This window comes from Spirosoma pomorum (assembly GCF_054776615.1).
Genome location: NZ_BAAHBP010000041.1, coordinates 1 through 18,716 on the forward strand (window position 1 = coordinate 1; position 18,716 = coordinate 18,716).

20 protein-coding genes are annotated in these 18,716 nt (G+C 50.9%); 10 read left to right on the top strand and 10 right to left on the bottom strand.

The window, feature by feature from the left end; genetic code table 11:
* Positions 1-121: 121 nt before the first annotated feature.
* Positions 122-352, top strand: coding sequence for a hypothetical protein (locus tag ACYVAD_RS25345; RefSeq protein ID WP_461142354.1), 231 nt, complete (start codon positions 122-124; stop codon positions 350-352).
* A gap of 102 nt (positions 353-454) precedes the next feature.
* Here the strand turns inward: ACYVAD_RS25345 and ACYVAD_RS25350 are convergent, their stop codons facing one another.
* The 4 genes from ACYVAD_RS25350 to ACYVAD_RS25365 all read right to left on the bottom strand — a co-directional run bounded on the left by ACYVAD_RS25350 (position 455) and on the right by ACYVAD_RS25365 (position 3,338).
* Entirely contained in the window at positions 455-1,048 is a 594-nt protein-coding gene (locus tag ACYVAD_RS25350) for a hypothetical protein (protein WP_461142355.1), read from the bottom strand.
* A 197-nt stretch (positions 1,049-1,245) separates the two neighbouring features.
* Entirely contained in the window at positions 1,246-1,821 is a 576-nt protein-coding gene (locus ACYVAD_RS25355; RefSeq protein WP_461142356.1) for a porin family protein, read from the bottom strand.
* A 117-nt stretch (positions 1,822-1,938) separates the two neighbouring features.
* Positions 1,939-2,295: a hypothetical protein gene (locus ACYVAD_RS25360; RefSeq protein WP_461142357.1), complete on the bottom strand. Its 357-nt coding sequence runs from the start codon at positions 2,293-2,295 to the stop codon at positions 1,939-1,941.
* Between the two features lie 314 nt (positions 2,296-2,609).
* Entirely contained in the window at positions 2,610-3,338 is a 729-nt protein-coding gene (locus tag ACYVAD_RS25365) for an SGNH/GDSL hydrolase family protein (protein ID WP_461142358.1), read from the bottom strand.
* A 167-nt stretch (positions 3,339-3,505) separates the two neighbouring features.
* On the opposite strand from ACYVAD_RS25365, the gene ACYVAD_RS25370 reads away from it, so the two are divergent.
* The gene (locus tag ACYVAD_RS25370) at positions 3,506-4,114 is read left to right on the top strand and encodes an RNA polymerase sigma factor (RefSeq protein WP_461142359.1); all 609 of its coding nucleotides are present in this window, start codon (positions 3,506-3,508) and stop codon (positions 4,112-4,114) included.
* On the top strand, positions 4,104-5,795 hold the full coding sequence (locus ACYVAD_RS25375) for a hypothetical protein (protein ID WP_461142360.1): 1,692 nt from the start codon (positions 4,104-4,106) through the stop codon (positions 5,793-5,795). The genes ACYVAD_RS25370 and ACYVAD_RS25375 overlap by 11 nt, the downstream gene beginning before the upstream one ends.
* A gap of 73 nt (positions 5,796-5,868) precedes the next feature.
* Here ACYVAD_RS25375 and ACYVAD_RS25380 read toward each other — a convergent pair whose 3' ends face one another.
* The 3 genes from ACYVAD_RS25380 to ACYVAD_RS25390 all read right to left on the bottom strand — a co-directional run bounded on the left by ACYVAD_RS25380 (position 5,869) and on the right by ACYVAD_RS25390 (position 8,668).
* Positions 5,869-7,179, bottom strand: coding sequence for a PQQ-dependent sugar dehydrogenase (locus ACYVAD_RS25380; RefSeq protein ID WP_461142361.1), 1,311 nt, complete (start codon positions 7,177-7,179; stop codon positions 5,869-5,871).
* A 114-nt stretch (positions 7,180-7,293) separates the two neighbouring features.
* Positions 7,294-7,716: a GNAT family N-acetyltransferase gene (locus tag ACYVAD_RS25385; RefSeq protein WP_461142362.1), complete on the bottom strand. Its 423-nt coding sequence runs from the start codon at positions 7,714-7,716 to the stop codon at positions 7,294-7,296.
* Between the two features lie 4 nt (positions 7,717-7,720).
* Complete coding sequence (locus ACYVAD_RS25390; RefSeq protein ID WP_461142363.1) at positions 7,721-8,668, bottom strand: threonine ammonia-lyase; 948 nt, start codon at positions 8,666-8,668, stop codon at positions 7,721-7,723.
* 170 nt (positions 8,669-8,838) lie between these two features.
* Here ACYVAD_RS25390 and ACYVAD_RS25395 point away from each other — a divergent pair, with 170 nt between their 5' ends.
* Together ACYVAD_RS25395 and ACYVAD_RS25400 are read left to right on the top strand one after the other, a co-directional pair.
* The gene (locus ACYVAD_RS25395; protein ID WP_461142364.1) at positions 8,839-9,771 is read left to right on the top strand and encodes a sugar phosphate isomerase/epimerase family protein; all 933 of its coding nucleotides are present in this window, start codon (positions 8,839-8,841) and stop codon (positions 9,769-9,771) included.
* Positions 9,772-9,907: 136 nt separating this feature from the next.
* The gene (locus ACYVAD_RS25400; protein WP_461142365.1) at positions 9,908-11,104 is read left to right on the top strand and encodes a hypothetical protein; all 1,197 of its coding nucleotides are present in this window, start codon (positions 9,908-9,910) and stop codon (positions 11,102-11,104) included.
* A gap of 79 nt (positions 11,105-11,183) precedes the next feature.
* On the opposite strand, the gene ACYVAD_RS25405 is transcribed toward ACYVAD_RS25400, so the two are convergent.
* The 3 genes from ACYVAD_RS25405 to ACYVAD_RS25415 form a co-directional block, all read right to left on the bottom strand.
* The gene (locus ACYVAD_RS25405; RefSeq protein WP_461142366.1) at positions 11,184-11,891 is read right to left on the bottom strand and encodes an SDR family NAD(P)-dependent oxidoreductase; all 708 of its coding nucleotides are present in this window, start codon (positions 11,889-11,891) and stop codon (positions 11,184-11,186) included.
* A 289-nt stretch (positions 11,892-12,180) separates the two neighbouring features.
* A complete protein-coding gene (gene folE, locus ACYVAD_RS25410) occupies positions 12,181-12,936 on the bottom strand; it encodes a GTP cyclohydrolase I FolE (RefSeq protein WP_461142367.1) in 756 nt (251 codons plus the stop codon).
* Positions 12,899-13,330, bottom strand: a complete 432-nt coding sequence (locus ACYVAD_RS25415; RefSeq protein ID WP_461142368.1) for a 6-pyruvoyl trahydropterin synthase family protein — start codon at positions 13,328-13,330, stop codon at positions 12,899-12,901. The genes folE and ACYVAD_RS25415 overlap by 38 nt, the downstream gene beginning before the upstream one ends.
* Positions 13,331-13,402: 72 nt before the next feature.
* Here ACYVAD_RS25415 and ACYVAD_RS25420 point away from each other — a divergent pair, with 72 nt between their 5' ends.
* The 5 genes from ACYVAD_RS25420 to ACYVAD_RS25440 all read left to right on the top strand — a co-directional run bounded on the left by ACYVAD_RS25420 (position 13,403) and on the right by ACYVAD_RS25440 (position 18,694).
* Positions 13,403-14,683, top strand: coding sequence for an MBL fold metallo-hydrolase (locus ACYVAD_RS25420; RefSeq protein WP_461142369.1), 1,281 nt, complete (start codon positions 13,403-13,405; stop codon positions 14,681-14,683).
* A gap of 71 nt (positions 14,684-14,754) precedes the next feature.
* Complete coding sequence (locus ACYVAD_RS25425; RefSeq protein WP_461142469.1) at positions 14,755-16,140, top strand: Gfo/Idh/MocA family protein; 1,386 nt, start codon at positions 14,755-14,757, stop codon at positions 16,138-16,140.
* Positions 16,141-16,223: 83 nt separating this feature from the next.
* Positions 16,224-17,516, top strand: coding sequence for a sugar MFS transporter (locus ACYVAD_RS25430; RefSeq protein WP_461142370.1), 1,293 nt, complete (start codon positions 16,224-16,226; stop codon positions 17,514-17,516).
* A gap of 157 nt (positions 17,517-17,673) precedes the next feature.
* On the top strand, positions 17,674-18,300 hold the full coding sequence (locus tag ACYVAD_RS25435; RefSeq protein WP_461142371.1) for a hypothetical protein: 627 nt from the start codon (positions 17,674-17,676) through the stop codon (positions 18,298-18,300).
* 148 nt (positions 18,301-18,448) lie between these two features.
* Positions 18,449-18,694 (top strand): winged helix-turn-helix domain-containing protein, encoded by a 246-nt coding sequence (locus ACYVAD_RS25440; RefSeq protein WP_461142470.1) that lies wholly within the window; start codon positions 18,449-18,451, stop codon positions 18,692-18,694.
* Positions 18,695-18,716 lie beyond the last annotated feature (22 nt).

Genomic DNA, 18,716 nt, shown 5'->3' on the forward strand with positions numbered 1-18,716 from the left:
CACAAGGGCGGCTATGGATAGCCGACGTGGCCGCGGCTCATCAAGCTGATGGCTCGTTGGGTGCAGGATTTAGTAAGGAGCTTATTGTGGCGTTGCGGAGAGCGCCTATCGAAGGTAGTAGGTGACCAAGCGGCATCGGCCGTCCGACTATAACGGGGCCTTCAAAGTGGCGTTAGCCCAGTGGAGCATCGATTTTGAGAAAGCGTCCCGCCCCGCATCGGCACGTGGTTTCGTGCCAGTTGCCAAACGATGGGTTGTTGAGCGGAGTATTGCTTGGACAAATTTCTTTCGACGGGTGACCAAAGACTATGAGTATACCACGGTCCGCCGTTGCGGTATCATCTTCGGTTAGTTGGCTGTACTTAGCCAACATTCAGATTATGCTACAGCGTATCGACGCGTATTGCCAAAGCTAATTCCCCAACACACTCTAAAGGTACTTTTGTCGAAAAGTCTAAAATCGGTAGGCACCCGTAATGCCAGCACTTGACGAGTTAAAGCCTGCTTGAAAACTGTATAGAGCCGCTCCACTACCGAATGAACCACTAGCCGTTATGGAGGGGATCAATTCAGCGCTTACATACCACCTTGGGTTTAGGTTATACTGTGCACCTAAGACAAAGCCTACTCCTATAGAAGGCGTTACAATGAGCAAACTTGAGCCCTTGTAGGTAGTACTACCTCCATTACCGTCGCTAATTGTCAAGGTACCCGTGTTAGAGGAGTTCAAGCTAAGACTGGCAATCAGTTCAGTACCGTAAATAAACTGGAGTTTGTCACTAATAGTCCTACGCTTCTCTTTTCCGGCAGCTCCACCTACCGAAAAGCCAATTAGAGTGTTGTTCTGAATAAAATTGGCGCTCAAGTTGCCAAAAGCCAATCTATACCGTCGGTAGGTATTTTCACTGATCTGCTTTTTGTAGACTAATCCAAAGCTACTTAAATCGCTGATTCTCAAACCGATTTCTCGATTGGGAGCGTCTTGAGCGAAGAGTGTCGAGGTAAGCAGTAAACCGGTTAGACATAGAGTCAAGAAAAGCTTCATCATTGTTTTCAATAAGTTTATACGTGAGCCAAACATATCAAAAACAAACTAAACAGAATCGATATATTTTGAAATAATCTAATGACTGGTACTATTTAAAATTTATACTTTTTCAAGGGTAGTTGTATAACTATTTTTATGTAAAGAGATTATTCACACATTGTGTGAATGATGATCTTACTAGAGAACAAGGGATAAGTCTATTTTATGAGAAAATTAAGACCAACACTGCCCTGCCATCTTTGATAGGATAGTGTTTTAGTAAGTTCGGTCCAAGCTCGTTCGCCAATCCCTTCTAAAGCCCAACGTTTTGCGATTCGGAAGTGGACACCTAATCCGGCGGATGTTTGCCAAGCTGTGTTTCGCTCATAATTGTAAGTGGTGGCTGGTAGATATTGAACGGCGGCCCCTAAGGCTTGACCAGAGAATTTACTTTGACCAAGGCTGGCTCCTACCTGACCAAACAAGGCTAACCGCCTGTCACGAACAAAATAGTAACGACTTGATAGACCAAGGCCTGTATAGCGGGAAAAGCTACCGTTTACATTGTGACGACCCTCTAGAGCAATTGACCAGCCGTCTTTGAGAAAATATTGAATACGGGGAGTAAAATACTTTGTATCTCCACTGGAGATGGGCCCAAAAGCACCCCCTACATTGATACCTGCGCTTAGATGACCTTGACCTAATAATTGACTCTGTTTTTGATCATTGGGCGACTGAGAGAACCCGAAAAAAGGCCCTAAAAAACCTACCAACAGTAAAAGCCTTTTCATAATCGTATGCTGTTTTGTTGGTAGCAAGTTAGGGCTAGAAAAGCAAGATCAGCCGGGATTAAAGTCTTTTAACATTTTGACAGAAAGCTGTTGTATAAGTGCAATTATGTTAGGTAGTTATTTCTTGTACTTGAAGACTAAATAACTCACTATACCAGGAGAATATGTACCATCATTAATTCGATAGGCACCATTAGCTCCTAATCGCTGGCAATTCGTTTGCAATTGTCGTTTCACTTGCTGATCAGTATTCAGACTCGGTCTTTGATCGAGTGTCGATAACGAAACCACGCCTAACTGCTCAATATCTTTGGGAATATCTCGTTCCAGCAGAAAAATTCTTACTGATAGGCTATCCGTCTGTAGGCTACCGCCTACTTCAGCCAGGGGCTTGATTTTAGACGTGACACAAGCATGTGAGCACATACCAAGACAGAATAGAACAACGATTGTGCTCTTCGAAATCTGTTTCATAATCAGTGTTATGATAACTACTAGCACAATATATGAGATCTATGGAATTTGATTGATAGCCTCTGGCATAAAAAGTAGTCTCATGAGACGTCCATTCAGGAAGATTGATGAAGGTTCTTCTGTCGAACTGTGCTTTGGTACTTCGATCCGTCGGAGACAGCTATCTCAATAAGTAACCGCAACGGCGACCCGGATCTCTTTTGCCACTAACAGATGAGTATGTAAGATTATTCCAATATGGATCACCCCAGCCTATCTTCGTTCACTTCCAGACACAAAATTTGGCATGGCTCATGCTTATATATGCTGCCAGTTTATTCCCGTTTGATGGCTTGCACGGTAACAATCGTTGGGGCCGATTGGTAAAAGTCAAACAAAGCCCGCCCGACCAATTCGTGGCTAATGTTGTTTAAAAACGTATGGCTATTGGCCTGAAAGTATTCTTCGCGGGGCGCTACGATCAGGTGCGAGTCAAACACACTAAATAGTTGTTTCTGGCCTTCCTGCTGGAGCATTTCCCGGCACTGCTGGCGTTGTGTGTGGCAGCGGGGATCCAGGTGCGCAAAAGGCGTCACCAGGAGCACGTTATGCCGGTAAGGACTCAACAGACGTAACAACTCCATCAGCGCTTTCGGCGGTCTGGCCAGGCCAAGCCATTGCTTCATCCGCCAGCCTGTCATTTGTACTAAGGACCACAGCCGGTTTCTGGTAGTTGGACCGGGAACAGCCGCCTGATCCGTCCGAAGTGGCCAGAGCAGCGACGGACTTAACGGCTCGGGTTTCGACGACCAGCGAACGGAAACATCCGTCGAGGCCGTCAACCAATGCTGATTGGGCTGGATAATAATCAGGTCATACTGGTTGAGTGGCAACCGGGATAACGTCGATATAGCTTGCGGAATAGTTAAATGCGCGTAGGCTCCAACCGAGACAGCGGGGCCGTTCTGACTAATCTGTCGGATAAAATGACCAATATAACTTAACTGACCAGCCGACAGGCCATAGCCATACGTATGCGCATCACCAAGTATCAGTATATTCATCCTCACGTAACGGCACGATTCAGGTCCGTCTACTGTCAGTACGTCTTTGGGTGCACAAACGTGGCAGCGTAAAAAAAATGTCCGATAGACTATTGATTTGCAACGCTTTTGGCGTTGGGTGCGTATTGGGATTATCAAGCATGTGCTCACGCTAATTTGACATAACTTTGTTCTTCAGGAAATCGTCATCCTTCTCTGACAATGACCTTCCGGGTGTCATCCAGGCTTGCCGTGCCAACGATCCCCGTGCACAGCGCATTTTATTCAAGCAGTTTTTCGGGTACGCCAAGAGCATCTGTTTGCGCTACACGTCCAGCGTTGAAGAAGCCGAAGACGTATTAAACGAAGGGTTTCTAAAAGCTTTTCAGCACCTGGACAGCTACAACGAAGCTTTACCATTCAAGGCCTGGCTGCGAACGATTCTGGTTAACACGGCCATCAGTCACTACCGTCGGAATAATCGTTACGAACAGCAGTCCTCCCTTGAATCAGGCGAGCAGGTAGCGCTCGATAATGATGTCGTTGATCAGATTGCGGCCGATGAAATCCTGGCCTTGGTTCAAAAGCTAAATCCTACGCACCGTACGGTGTTTATGATGCACGTTGTCGATGGCTACAGCCTCCACGAAATTGCCGAACTGCTGAATCATAATGAAGCAACTGTTCGCTCTAATTATTCACGCGCCCGCCAGAAGCTGCAACAGCTAATCAAGCAGGCGTACCCGTTCCATGTCAAGTCAGGCCCAGCGGCCTCTATTCCTTATCATGAAAACTGATCGCTTCACCGATATTATCCGGCGTAAACTGGAAAGTATTCGGCCGGAGTTTACCGAAAACGACTGGACCAGGATGCAGGCGGCCCTTCAGCAGGGAGCCCCGTCCTCATCAACCGTTGTCCAGCACCCGGCCAGCCGAAGTTGGTTTGCGCGTCCCTGGGTTCCGCTCACAGCAGCAGCTAGTGTGGCCGCGCTAGTGGCCGTGGCAGCCTGGCAACGGGCTGAGATTGCCACGTTGCGCCAAACGGTTCAGGCGTTAAGCCCGGCAAAACCAGATGCTCCCCAGCTGTCTTCGGTCCGTCCCGCCGACCCGTCGACTACGCCAGCAATTATCCATCAGACCGATACGGTGTACATCACCAGGTATATTCCCGTCCCGGCTAAAGTGTCGTCTAATTTCGACCAACCGGAAGGAAACGGACAGTGGGCCAACTCATCGCCATCCAATGAGCCCGATCGCCAAGGACTCTCGGTTACGGATTCCGAAGGCCGTATTGCTCAACGTCGCGCTCCATCCGGAGCTACTGGGCTCCCGTCTACTCCAATCTCACCGGAAACGAAAACGACGAACGGTACAGATGGACAACTGCTGATTGACCGTTCTGGCCAGGCAGCGAACGAGCGACCGATTAACCAGTCGAATCGGTCAGCAACATCCGCTTCAGGAAGGATTCGATCGGATCTTGCCCAATCAGGCACGAACGTAACGCCGTCCGAAGGGTTCAGAACTGGTACGTCGGGGAGCAGGAATCAGCGTGACCGAACTGGCACAATAGCGGACAGAACGGGGCAAAACGCAGGTAATGGAACTTACCCTGAATCTTTGGCTAGTAGCAACGGGGCAATGGGTACACCAAACAATGCACCCGCTGAACCTACTGAGTCAGCCAATGCCGGCGAATCAACCATCGCGGCTAACTTCGATCAGTTGGCCAATCAGCCGTTACAGCTAACCGATACGGACTGGAATACCATGCTGTTACGTAAAGCAACCCGCCGGATGCGGCCAGCCCGAACGGTAACGATCAATGGTACCCAAGCCCCAGCCAGCCAGTCAGTAGCCAGCCTTGCCCCGCGTTTTCGACTCGGTGTTGGCGGGGACTTGACGACTCGTGCCAGAAGTACCGCCATTACGGGCGAGCTTATCCTGGGAAAACACTGGACTCTGGGTGTTGGCTACGGCCAGTCGATTTGTTCCGACGGCGATTTCCAGTCGGAAAAGGATTTTAATATGAAGAATCCGCAGCCGTTCCGGAAGGAATTCAATAAAGTGATTGACCCTAAAGCTGACCCTGCCCAGTTCATTGCGAACATCCGCCTGCAACGGGAGCAACAACAGATTCCACTGCAGATCGGTTACCGGATTCCACTCGCCAAGTCGTTTACGGTTTTGCCGACAGTGGGAACAAATCTGACACTTTCGAATGAAGAACGTCTGTCTTTTGACCGGATCGCAAAAGTTTTTGGTGGCACAGATATCGTTCGGGTTGAGTCGAGCCGTAACCGCCCATACGATGTTTTCAACAACCTGACTTTTGGTGCAGCGATTGAGTGGCAAAAAAAACACTGGGTGGCTCAGGCGGGGCCGCTGGCTACCACACAGCTTGTTCAAGTCCCTAACCCAAATACATTAAATACAGTCAACGTGGGTGCCCGGGTTCGGCTATTCTACCAGTTCTAGCCAAACAGTTTCAACACGAAAAAGGCGCTTCCATGATGGAAACGCCTTTTTCGTAAAGGGGAATTTAGCCAGTCTATTTGGTAGCAGCAATGCGCCAAACACGGTCGGACGCATCGTCGGCGACGAGTAACGCGCCATCGGGAGCCACCGTTACGCCCACGGGGCGGCCATACACGTCTTTGTCTTTGCCAGTAATAAATCCGGTCAGGAAATCTTCGGGTTTACCAGGCTTTCCGTTTTCGAAAGGAACAAACACCACTTTATACCCCGAGAACGTCGACCGGTTCCAGGAGCCATGCTGGCCAACGAACGCACCATTCTTGTATTTGGTTGGGAATTGATCGCCATCATAAAAAGTCAGGCCCAGCGAGGCCGTGTGCGATCCCAGTGGAACGTCTGGTACAATAGCTTTCTGCACCAATTCAGGATGCTCTCCTTTCCGGCGCGGATCGACATTCTGACCGAAGTACGAATAAGGCCACCCATAGAAACCACCTTCTTTTACGCTGGTCAGGTAGTCGGGCACCAATTCATCACCCAGTTCATCGCGTTCGTTTACGGCCGTATATAAGGTATTGGTCGCTGGCTGCCAGTCCATTCCAACTGGATTACGGAGACCGCTGGCGTAGATTTTCTCGCCACTGCCATCCGGATTGATTTCCAGGATGTTCGCCCGGCGCACCTCGTTGGATTCGCCGTGTTCGCCTACGTTACTGCCTGACCCGACGGACACGTAAATTTTCTTACCATCCGGACTAGCCAGTAGGTTGCGCGTCCAGTGGTTGTTATAACCACCCGCTGGCAGATCCAGTATTTTCTTACCAGTAGCTGTCATTTTCATCTGACCAGCTTGATAGGGATATTGAAGTAGCCCATCCGTGTTCGCTACGTAAAAACTATTACCCAGCACTAACATTCCGAACGGCTGGTTCAACCCTTCCAGAAATACCTCACGCGTATCGGGTTTGCCATCTTTGTTGGTATCCCGGAAAATAGTGATTCGATTAGGGCTTTCTCCGGTATGCTCCGACTTATTCTGACCACTTACAATCGACGTAACTTTTTTCTTGACGCCCTTTCGTTCGGTATTAGCTTCAGCCACGAAAATGTCACCGTTGGGGGCTACGTATATCCAGCGCGGGCTGGTTAGGTCTCGGGCAAATTCGGTAACGGTAAATCCAGCCGGGGCCTGTGGTGTTTTTCCATCGGGCCAGTTAACTACGTTGCTGTAGTGAATGGTTGATTTAGTTTCGTAAGGTGCCGGTAAGTTGAGCTCTTTTACTTCGGTTTCAACTACTGCGCCGGTTCCTTCGGTTTCTTTCTTTTGACTACAGGCTAAGAGGCTGGTCGCTAGCCCGAGTGCTAGTATTGCTGATGTTTTCATTGATACTACGTTCTGTTTTGTTGAGCAGTGACACCTACTATCAGGTACCTTTACTCAACTACGTAGTTAACTCTTTGGTTACAATTCGCTGGTAACGCATTTGCCCTCGACCAATCACAGGGGCATCGAAAATGTAGCGTAGGCGATTGGCCCTTTGTAAAACACCTCGCTTACGGGCTTCATACCGAATCGGCGGTAGAAATCGGCGGCATCAAGCCGGGCATCGCACCAGAGTCCCTTGGCTCCCAAACGCCGGGCCTCGGCAATGACATAATTCAGCAGTTGCGTTCCAATCCCCTGACGCTGACAATCCGGGCGAGCCGCAAACTTCCGGAACCGCGCCAGACGACCTGCGTCTGTTTTTTCCTCAAGAAAAAGCGAGATGACCGCTATCAGTTCGTCGTTCTGGAAAGCGCCGTAGTGGTATCCGCTGGTGTCATCATCTATTTTTACGTAGTCGAGCGGTTTGTCCGGCCAGAGCACACTATGACGTAATGCGTAGGTCTGCTCAGGCGTGATCGGTTTAACGTTTATCATGGAATTAGAAGGGTAGTTTTCCCAGATCGACGTTTCCTCCTGTCAGAACAACGCCAATTTTCTGACCAGTAAACTGATCTTTGTGTTTTAGCACGACGGCCAGTGGTACAGCGCAAGATGGTTCGATCACGATCTTCATCCGCTCCCAGACCAGCCGCATGGCCGCGACAATCGCTGCGTCGGAAACGGTCAATACGTCCGTTACGTGTTCACGGATAATGGCCAGCGTCCGTTCGCTCAAGCTCGTCATCAGGCCATCGGCAATGGTATTGATGTATGGCGCTTTCTCTACTTTACCGCTTTTGAACGACAGAACGGCATCGGCGGCCCCTTCGGGTTCACCCGCAATAACACGAGTTTCGGGCGATAAATAGTGAGTAATCAGACTTGTTCCGCTCAGAAGCCCTCCCCCGCCAACGGGCGTCAGGATAACGTCGAAGGGTGTTTCCTGCCCGTAGTCTTCGATCAATTCTTTGGCAGCGGTCGCCTGCCCGGCAATAACCCGGTCATCATCGAACGGATGGACCAGTACGGCTCCGGTTTGTTCAATCAGGTCACGAACGCCCTGTTCCCTAGCCTCCAGCGTAGGCTCGCATTCCACAATCTGGGCACCGTATCCCCGTACCGCATCTTTCTTCACCTGGGGCGCCGTGCGGGGCATCACGATATAAGCAGGCAGACCAACCTGCCGGGCCGCAAAAGCGACAGCCTGCGCGTGGTTCCCCGACGAATGCGTCGTTATAGCCCTACCTTCCTCATTAGCGGCTACCTGTAGCACCGCGTTCAGACCACCCCGGGCTTTGAAAGCGCCTATTTTTTGAAAGTTCTCACACTTGAAATAGAGATCGGCACCCGCCCGCTGGTTGATCGTTTGGTTGATCAATACGGCCGTGCGGTGGATGTAAGGCCGAATCCGCTCGTGGGCGTTAGTGATGGTTTCGAGGGTAATCATAGAGCAAGCAATAGGTAACAGTCGACGCAAAATACGGATAAACCTCCCATCTCTGGTCAGCCAGTTTAGTGATAGCCGACGTACCAGTACCATTTCCCTGGTTTCGACTTGGATTTTCAAATGGGAAAGCGGTCATTTGTCTTTCAACGAATTCTTAAACCCTTTACTCCATGACAACGTCCCGTCGCTCGTTTATGAAGCAGGCCGCCGGTGCCGCAGCCGGTTTGGCATTGATGCCTGCTGCTTTTGCCGAGGCCCCGCTAAAAAAACCGTTTTTCGATATTTCGCTGGCTGAATGGTCGCTGCATAAAGCACTGTTTGCCAAGAAGATCACTAATCTAGATTTTCCGGCTATCGCCCGTAAAGAATTCGACATCAGCATTGTCGAATACGTCAATCAGTTCTTCAAGGACAAAGCCCAGGATAAAACGTATCTGAACGATTTGCTGACCCGGTGTAAGGACAATGGTATCTCCAATCACCTGATCATGATCGACGGTGAAGGCGAACTTGGCGCGACGGACAAAGCGGAGCAAGACAAAGCGATTGCCAACCACCACCGCTGGGTCGAATGCGCGAAATACCTGGGTTGCAAAACGATCCGGGTGAATGCTGCTGGCAAGGGTACCGCCGAGGAAGTATCAAAAGCCGCCGTCGATGGACTGGGTAAGCTCGGCGAGTTTGCCAAAACGATGAACATCAATATCATTGTAGAGAACCACGGCAGCTATTCATCCAACGGGCAGTGGCTGTCGGGCGTGATGAAGCAGGTGAATATGAAGAATGTCGGCACGCTGCCTGATTTCGGCAATTTCTGCATAAAGCGGGCGTCGGGTCCCGACCGGACCTGCGAGGAGCAATACGACCGATACCAGGGCACGAAAGAGCTACTACCCTTCGCCAAAGGCGTATCGGCTAAAACCTACGATTTCGATGAGAATGGCAATTGTATCGAAACGGACTACAGTCGCATCCTAAAAATCGTAAAAGACAGCGGATTCAAAGGCATTGCCGGTATCGAATACGAAGGCAGCAAAGTCGACGAGTATGAGGGCATCCGCAAAACCAAAGCTCTGTTAGAGCGCGTAGGAACGATGGTGTAGATTGAAGGAGGAGTGGGAACAAGGGAAAAGGAACAAGGAGAAATAGTGAAGATAATAGTCTGCCGCTTTTTTGCCCTTGTTCCTTTTCCCAGCGGCCCGGTCCTACTCTTCTTGTTTCTGTTTTTACTTTATCTGAATGAAAAAAAAGTTTACCTACCTAGTACCATTTCGTTTACCGATTGTTTTTCTTTCCCTTTTTGTCCGCCTGTCGCAACCAACTCATGCACAGGCTATTTTTTCGCCGGGCCAGCTGAGACTGAGGGACGGGACTACCCGCAGCGGCCAATTGGCGATTAAACGCATCAATAAAACACAGCGGATTATCCTGCTTGATCAGTCGGGGAAAAACAGCTACGCGCCCGTCGATGTAACAGCGATCCGAATCGGTGACGAGCATTTTGTATCCCGGAATGTAAGTGTCCGGGACAGCAGCCATGTCCTGCTGCGCCAACTTGTTTCGGGCTACGTGTCGCTGTTTCAGTATGAACGGAAGGGTGGAACGAACCTACTGCTGGTGGAAAAGGACCAGACGCTTACGGCCCTCAATGCAGCAGCGCCGGGCACAACACTAACGACGTTACTGGCCGACTGTCCGTTATTAACAGCTCCGATGGCAAAGGCGTCCCGCCGGGATCTAAGCCGGTACGTCGTTGACTATAACCAGTGCGTTAAACCTAATATGCCCACAACGTCTTTGCTATCGGCTTCGCGCTCCGTCAGCGTTACGGTCAGTCCGCGGTTGTTTCTGGCGAGCGGTTCGTTCCGGTTTCAGGAATCCGACGGCAGCAAGTCAGCCGCATCGACGACCTGGTCGACACTGGGCTACGGCGCCGACATTGGCCTTTCTTGGCGCAGTCGACTGAGTGCGAGTTTCACAATGGCCCTGCTTCGTCAGGAAGGTCGCTGGAACCTCGATCAGACCGCTAAACTGGTTCTCCTTGTCGACAGGCTGGGCGAACAGACCTTATTTTTGAATCCGAATCTCCGCTACTCATTTACTCGAACAAGCCAACAAAAAGTTGTTCCTTACGTACAAGCAGGATTAGTATTCAATAAATTATTATCCGGAGAGATGGTACAAAGCGACCGGGTGTACGCCAACCCCCAAACGCTGATTATCAACCAGGAAGCGGGCCTTGACGAGCTGGGCTGGTCAGCCGGCTTGGGTATCAACTGGCATATTACGTCTCGTTGGTCGGCCGTGGGTGATTTCCGCTGGGTCTACACCAAAGCCCTCAACGGGTATCAGGTTGAACTACGATCTACCTACGCTAAACTGAGGCCCGTCAACAGCTCCTCCATTGGCTCATTGGGGGTAAGTTATTCCTTTTGAAAAAGAAAAAGGGCGGACAGGAACAGGAAGAAGAGATGCGTCATCAATTCCTTGTTCCTGTCCGCTCTTCTCTCTCTTCCTATTTCAAACTTCCCATTCCCCCATCGACGCCAATAATCTGTCCGGTGATCCAGGAGGCCTGGTCGGAAAGCAGATAGGCGGCCATACTGGCAATATCGTCGGGGGTACCGTACCGGTTTAGTGGGTGTCGTTTGTTAGCTGATTCCCGTTTGGCGTCATCGCCTAGCAAGCCAACAGACTCGGCCAAAGGGGTATCGGTTAGCGATGGGGCAACGGCATTTACCCGCACTTTGAACGGAGCGAACTCAGCGGCCAACGACTTTGTCAAGCCTTCTACTGCCGATTTTGCCACCGACACCGATGAGTGAAGCCCCATGCCCAGCTTAGCAGCCACCGTGCTGAACAGCACGACACTCGCTCCCTTTGCGGCTTTTAAGGGTGCATAAGCCGCCTGGATAGCCGACACCGCGCCCAGTACGTTAATCTCCAGGTCAGTCCGGTAACTATCAATCGTTAGTCGCTGAAATGGCTTCAGGTTGATCGTACCGGGACAATACACAAGCCCGTGCAGAACGTCAGGCAGTTGATTAAGCGCATCAGAAGCGGGCGTTTGTGTAACATCCCAGGTCATGTGCGTTGACTGACTATCTGCGGGTTGTTGCCGACCAGCCGTAAAAAGCGTAGCGCCCTGTTCCTGAAGCGACTTTGCCAGCGCGTAACCGATGCCTGAACTGGCACCAACAATAAGAATATTTTTTCCTTGCATGTACTTGAAATATGGACGTATTGACGATGTCAGACTAAGCCGACGTACAACGTTTTTGTTTGACACTTGGCCTTAACTAAACGCGCTACCGGCTAACGTGACGACTTTCGTACCAGTCCACATTTTAAATACTCAGCAAGCTTGATTCAAACACAGAGGCACAGAGAACACAGAGTTGATTTTGTCGAACAACGACATCTATCCTCTGTGTTCTCTGTGCCTCTGTGTTTATCTTTTTTTACGCTCCGATCAGAGCAGGCAATTGTCTCGATATAGTCTTTCTCCTTTTTTAGATCGTCACGCTCGGTTGCGATACGTAACGCAGGAATTCCTGTCGGGTTGCGTCCTCCTTGAATTTGCCGCTGTAAGATGAAGTGATCGTCGATGAGTCAGTATCCTGAACGCCCCGCGTCGATACGCACAGGTGCTTCGCATCAATCACGACGGCGACGTCGTCGGTTTTTAGAACGGATTTTAGTTCTTCCGCGATCTGTACCGTTAGGCGTTCCTGCACCTGAGGTCGTTTGCAGAAATATTCCACAATGCGGTTCAGCTTGGATAGGCCGATAACCTTGCCGCTGGAGATATAAGCCACGTGCGCCTTACCAATAATCGGGACAAAATGGTGCTCGCAGTACGTCTGGACCAGAATATCCTTCTCGACCAGCATTTCGTCGTAGCGAAACTTGTTATCGAACAACGTCGGCTCAGGTTTATTCTCAGGATTGAGGCCCCGGAAAATCTCCTTAACGTACATCTTCGCCACCCGCCGGGGCGATCCACGCAGACTATCATCGGTCAGGTCGAGACCCAACGTTTCCATAATAGCCCGGAAATGGCCTTCAATCTGCTCTATTTTTGCGTCGTCATCCAACGCAAACGCGTCCGGACGCATGGGCGTATCAATGGACGTAGCAGCGTGAATGTCACCGAGTTCATCAACTAATTCGTCGGAGAAATAACCACTATGCGTACCGTTAAGCGACGTGCCGTTCGACGGGTTCTCGTTAGGCGGGATACTCGACGAAGTTCCGTTCAGTTTCATACAATCTTACTTTAAGATCCAGGTGATCATCCAGTTGACCGCGTAGGATGGAATAAATGACAATAGCAATGTTCTCGGCGGAAGGATTCAGATCGGCAAATTCAACCGTATCGAGGTTCAGGTTCTTGTGGTCGAAGCGCTCCGTGACGTGTTCTTTGATCAGATCGCCCAGGTGCTTCATATCGATAACATAACCCGTTTCGGGATCAATCGGGCCGGTCACCTGAACAATTAATTCGTAATTGTGGCCGTGGTAATTTGGATTGTTACACTTGCCGTAGACGCGCGTGTTTTTTTCATCCGACCAGTTCGGATTATGCAGCCGGTGCGCTGCGTTGAAATGTTCCTTACGAAACACCGCAACCCGTGGGGCCTCGGCCCGAGAAGTATTCATAAATAGACTCGAAAAAAGTTCAATCAGCCAGTCCGCACAAAGGTTGTGTACTACACCGGCTGACGTCAGCGCATGCCCACCGGACGCGCTTCAGGACCGTTAAGCAGCCGAACAGAATCCGGCCTTAATGCTGTCATCCATAAAACGCCGACCTACCGGGGTTGGTTCCAGATATTGGGTCGTTTCCCAGGTAGCTGCCCTTCGTCAATCGGGGAACTGGCTGTTTACCGATCGGGTTGTGTGCGCATGAAGGTTTTCAAACGCCTGCTTACCACCATCACTGTTAGTATTGCTTTACTGGCCGTTCTGGCTTTTTTAGTTATGCAATTAAGTACTTTTGGCGCCAACCCAGCCGGGGAGCGCCTGGAACGTATCAAACGCTCCCCCAATTACAAAGACGGCGCGTTTCAGAATCTGTCGCCTACGCCGGTCATGGCCGAGAACGTGACATACACACAGATGGCGCGGGAGTTTTTTAACAAAGCCAAAGACAACGTTCCGCCCGCTCCGATCCCATCAGTCAGAACGGATTTGAATGCTCTGCCCGACGAGAAGCCCACGATAGTTTGGTTTGGGCATTCGTCGTACCTCGTCAAATCGAAAGGCACCACCATCCTGGTCGATCCGGTTTTTAGCGGTAATGCGTCGCCAGTCTCATTCTTCGGTAGTGCCTATCCCGGTTCGAACGTGTACGATGTTGACAACATGCCGGACATCGATATGCTCGTTCTCTCGCACGATCACTACGATCACCTCGATCATACAACCATTGTCAAACTGATTCCCAAGGTCAAGAAATTTTACACCGGACTGGGCGTTGGCGCTCACCTGGAGCGCTGGGGTATTCCGGCCGACCGGATTGTCGAGTTTGACTGGTGGGACACGCATCAGGTAGCCCCGGATATTGAGTTGACGGCCGCACCAGCGCGCCATTTTTCGGGACGCAGCCTGGCCCGAGGTAAAACCCTCTGGACTTCCTTCGTTCTGAATCTGCACGGTTATAAATTGTATTTGGGGGGCGATTCGGGCTACGACACGCACTTCAAAAAAATTGGCGATAAATACGGCCCCTTCGATCTGGCTATTCTCGAATGTGGTCAGTATGGCGAGGGCTGGCCAAATATTCACATGTTTCCGGAGCAGACCGCTCAGGCCGCGCTTGACCTTCGGGCTAAGACATTGCTACCCGTTCACTGGGCCAAGTTCTCCCTAGCCAACCACGCCTGGAATGAACCCGTAAAACGTCTGCTACAATCAGAAGCAGCCCAAAACCTCGACATCACAACACCTCGTATTGGCGAGCCCATCGTTATAGGAGCGTCGAATCCGAAGGCGGTGTGGTGGGCATTTTGAGGATTAGCCAACGTATGATTTGTGGCATGAAACGACGTTCTTTGGACAGCTAATAGCCTTGAGAACATTCAATCATGACCTCAACCCGACGCCAGTTCATTCGCACGGCCGCGCTCACCGGCACGGCTGCCTCTGTTTTTCCATCCATCCTGAATGCAAGATCGGTCGAGGTCCGACCGACCGCCGACAAAGTCCGTTTGGGCTTCATCGGCGTTGGTCTGCGCGGCCGTAACCACGTAGCCCAGGCTCTGTTTCGGGACGATGTCGTTATTCCAGCTATCTGCGACACCGATCCAGCCAGCATTGCCACCACCAACGAATTGATTAAAAAGGCCGGTCGCCCTCTGCCCGAAGCCTATACAAAAGGCGACGAAGCTTTTTTGCAGATGCTCAAACGCGACGATCTGGACGGCGTCGTGATCGCTACGCCCTGGGAGTGGCACGTACCCATGGCCGTTGCCACCATGAAGGCGGGAAAATATGCCGCCGTCGAAGTCTCCGCCACGGTCAAGCTCAAAGAGTCCTGGGATCTGGTCGATACGTCGGAAAAAACGGGTATGCCCTGCATGATCCTGGAGAACGTCTGCTACCGGCGCGACGTGATGGCCATCCTGAACATGGTCCGGCAGGGAATGTTCGGCGAGATGACCTACGCCCACTGCGGCTACGAACACGACCTGCGCAACATCAAATTCAACGATGGCAAAGGCCATGGCGTCGGGGCCGAATTTGGTAAAGGTGCCTTCTCGGAAGCCAGCTGGCGCACCCAGCACTCCGTCGACCGCAACGGCGACCTCTACCCTACCCACGGCCTGGGACCGGTAGCCCACTGGCTCAATATCAATCGGGGCAATCAGTTCTTGCGGCTGACGAGCATGGCCACCAAAAGTCGGGGCCTGCACAAATACGTTGTCGACAAAGGCGGCCCCAATCATCCTAACGCCAAGGTCAATTTCAAACTTGGTGATGTGGTGACGACGATGGTCGAATGCGCCAACGGGGAAAACATCGTTATCATCCACGATACGAACTCACCCCGTCCCTACTCGCTGGGCTTCCGGGCGCAGGGCACGCAGGGCATCTGGATGGACGATAACGACATGATATACCTGGAAAATGCCAACGGTACCCACCTCAGCCCCAAGCCGCATACCTGGGAGCCATTCGCTCCGTACCAGGATAAGTATGACCACCCACTCTGGAAGCGATACGCGCAGGAGGCCGAAAACAGTGGTCACGGCGGCATCGACTTTTTTGTGCTGCGTGCGTTCATCGAAGCCGTTAAAGCCAAGGGGCCTGTCCCCATGGACGTGTATGATGCCGCGGCCTGGAGCGCGATCAGCCCACTTTCCGAACAAAGTATTGCCCAAGGCAGTAAGCCAATTGACATTCCGGACTTTACACGCGGGAAATGGAAAACAAACAAACCCATCTTCGCACTTAACGGCGAATTTTAAACGGTCCAGCATAGTAAGAACCGATTTCTCTTCTTAATTTGTAAAAAAATTTAAAATATAACTTTTCGCGCTGTCGACTGCTCATGACACCAACCGAAACTTCCTTACCCACGCAGGTCCGCCCGAACTACACCGGTCCACTGGTTATCATCGGTGTACTTTTCTTCACTTTCGGGTACGTCACCTGGACCAACGGTGTCCTGATTCCGTTCCTCAAGATTGTCTGTAATCTGAAAGAAGACTGGCAGGCATTTCTGGTAACGTCGGCATTCTACATGGCATTTACGTTCCTGGCGATTCCTTCTTCGGCCATCCTGCGGAAAACAGGCTTCAAAAATGGTATGATTGTGGGGCTCTTCATTGTGGCGTTGGGCTCGTTGGTATTTATTCCGGCAGCTATGACCCGTACGTTTGGTCTGTTCCTGCTGGGTCTGTTCATTCAGGCGATGGGTATTACGTTGTTGCAAACGGCCACAAATCCGTACGCCAGTATTCTGGGGCCCATTGAAAGCGCGGCTAAGCGGATCAGTATTCTGGGTATCTGTAATAAATCGGCGGGAATTCTGGTACCGGTTATTCTGGGTGCGGTTATTCTGAGCGACGCTGACGCCTTAGAGTCTCAACTGGCCTCGATCACGACTGAAGCCCAGCGAAACGTTCTTCTGGACGAAATGGCGTCCCGGATTATTACGCCCTACGTTATGCTGGCTGGCTTTCTGGTGCTGGTTGCCATCCTGATTCGATTCTCACCCCTGCCCGATCTGGAAGAAGCGGACGACGACCTGGTACCCGATACAGCCGCTAAATCCACGGCTAAGACCAGCGTATTCCAGTTTCCTAACCTCGTATTAGGTGTCGTTGCCCTCTTTCTGTACGTAGGCGCTGAAGTTATTGCCGGTGATGCTATTGGCCAATTCGGTCGAAATCTGGGCATCAGCCTGGACGAGGCCAAGCATTTTACGTCCTATACCATGGCGGCCATGCTGGTTGGTTACGTAGTTGGCATCATTACTATCCCCCGATTCATTACCCAGGAAAAAGCGCTGACCTACTCAGCCGTACTGGGACTAATTCTGACGGCATTGTCGATTTTCTCGGAAGGTTACACCACCATTTACTTGATGGCAGCCATGGGGCTGGCGAATGCGCTGATGTGGCCTGCTATCTTCCCGATGGGTATTCGGGGGCTGGGTCGCTTCACCAAGATTGGGTCAGCTTTGTTGATCATGGCTATATCGGGGGGCGCTGTATTGCCGCTGATCTTCGCGCAGGCAACCCCTGTTGAACACCCACAACAAGGCTTCTGGGTAGTGGGCGTCTGTTACTTGTTCATTCTCTACTACGCCGTTGCCGGTCATAAAAAGAAAAGCTGGTAAGTAGAACACACGAAAGTCTCTACTAAAACCCTCCCTTGAGTCAAGGGAGGGTTTTGTCGTTAAAGACGGTTGTCCTAGTTGCGTACATCTTAAATTTTTCGACTCGACTGTTGCACAATAGAAAATAATTATAACTTTGAATCACAAAGTACTTTACATGGCACAACATCAGGAAGAACTCGCAGCCTTACAGGAGATTCGTAGCCTTATGCAACGCTCCTCCCGCTTTACGTCGCTGAGTGGGTTATCGGGCATACTAGCTGGCCTGCTGGCGCTGATTAGCGTGGGAATCGTTTATGGGTATCTGCACCAGAAAGACGTAACGTACGCTGATGTGTGTCGAGGTAATCTACCCGCCGAAACAGGCACATTCCTGGTGGTAGTCGCTCTTATTACTTTGGTGCTGGCGTTGGGCTCAGTGATCGTTCTAACCTACGTTAAGGCGCAGAAAGCGCAGGAGTCTATCTGGCATCTTCAGGGGCAGCGTCTGTTCAGCAATCTAAGCATTCCGTTGCTGGCGGGCGGGGTATTTTGTCTGATACTGGTGTATCATCAAATCGTTTATCTGGTAGTACCCGCCATGCTCGTATTCTACGGTCTGGCGATGCTTAACAGCAGTAAATACACGTTTGCCGAAATTCGCTACCTAGGTATAGGTGAAATTATACTCGGTTTACTGGTCGGATTCTGGGTCGATTACGGCTTGCTGGCCTGGGGAGCCGGATTTGGAATACTGAATATCCTCTATGGCACGCTACTGTACTTCCGATACGAAAAACGATAAAATCGTTACTATCAAAAATAAATGCTACCCATCAATCACAACGGTTCGTTAGTGCGCTGACGGACCGTACAGCCTACTGGTCAGAACGGTGAACGACTACATAAAACATATCAACAAAGACTTCGAGAGTCGCGCCCGCCTGGGTATCATGTCGGTCCTTCTGGCAGCCGACAGCGCCGACTTTTCGTTTCTGAAGCAGACGTTACAACTGACCGACGGTAATTTATCCAGTCATTTGCGAGCGCTGGAAGAGGGGGGTTATTTGCAAGCGGAAAAGCAGTTCATTGGCCGGAAGCCCAATACCCGCTACCAGGCAACTGAACAGGGCACCGCAGCCTTCCGAAATCACCTAGATGCACTAGAGCGTTTAATTCTAACCAACAAAAGCCTCTAATTTTTTTCGCCTTTCACTCTTA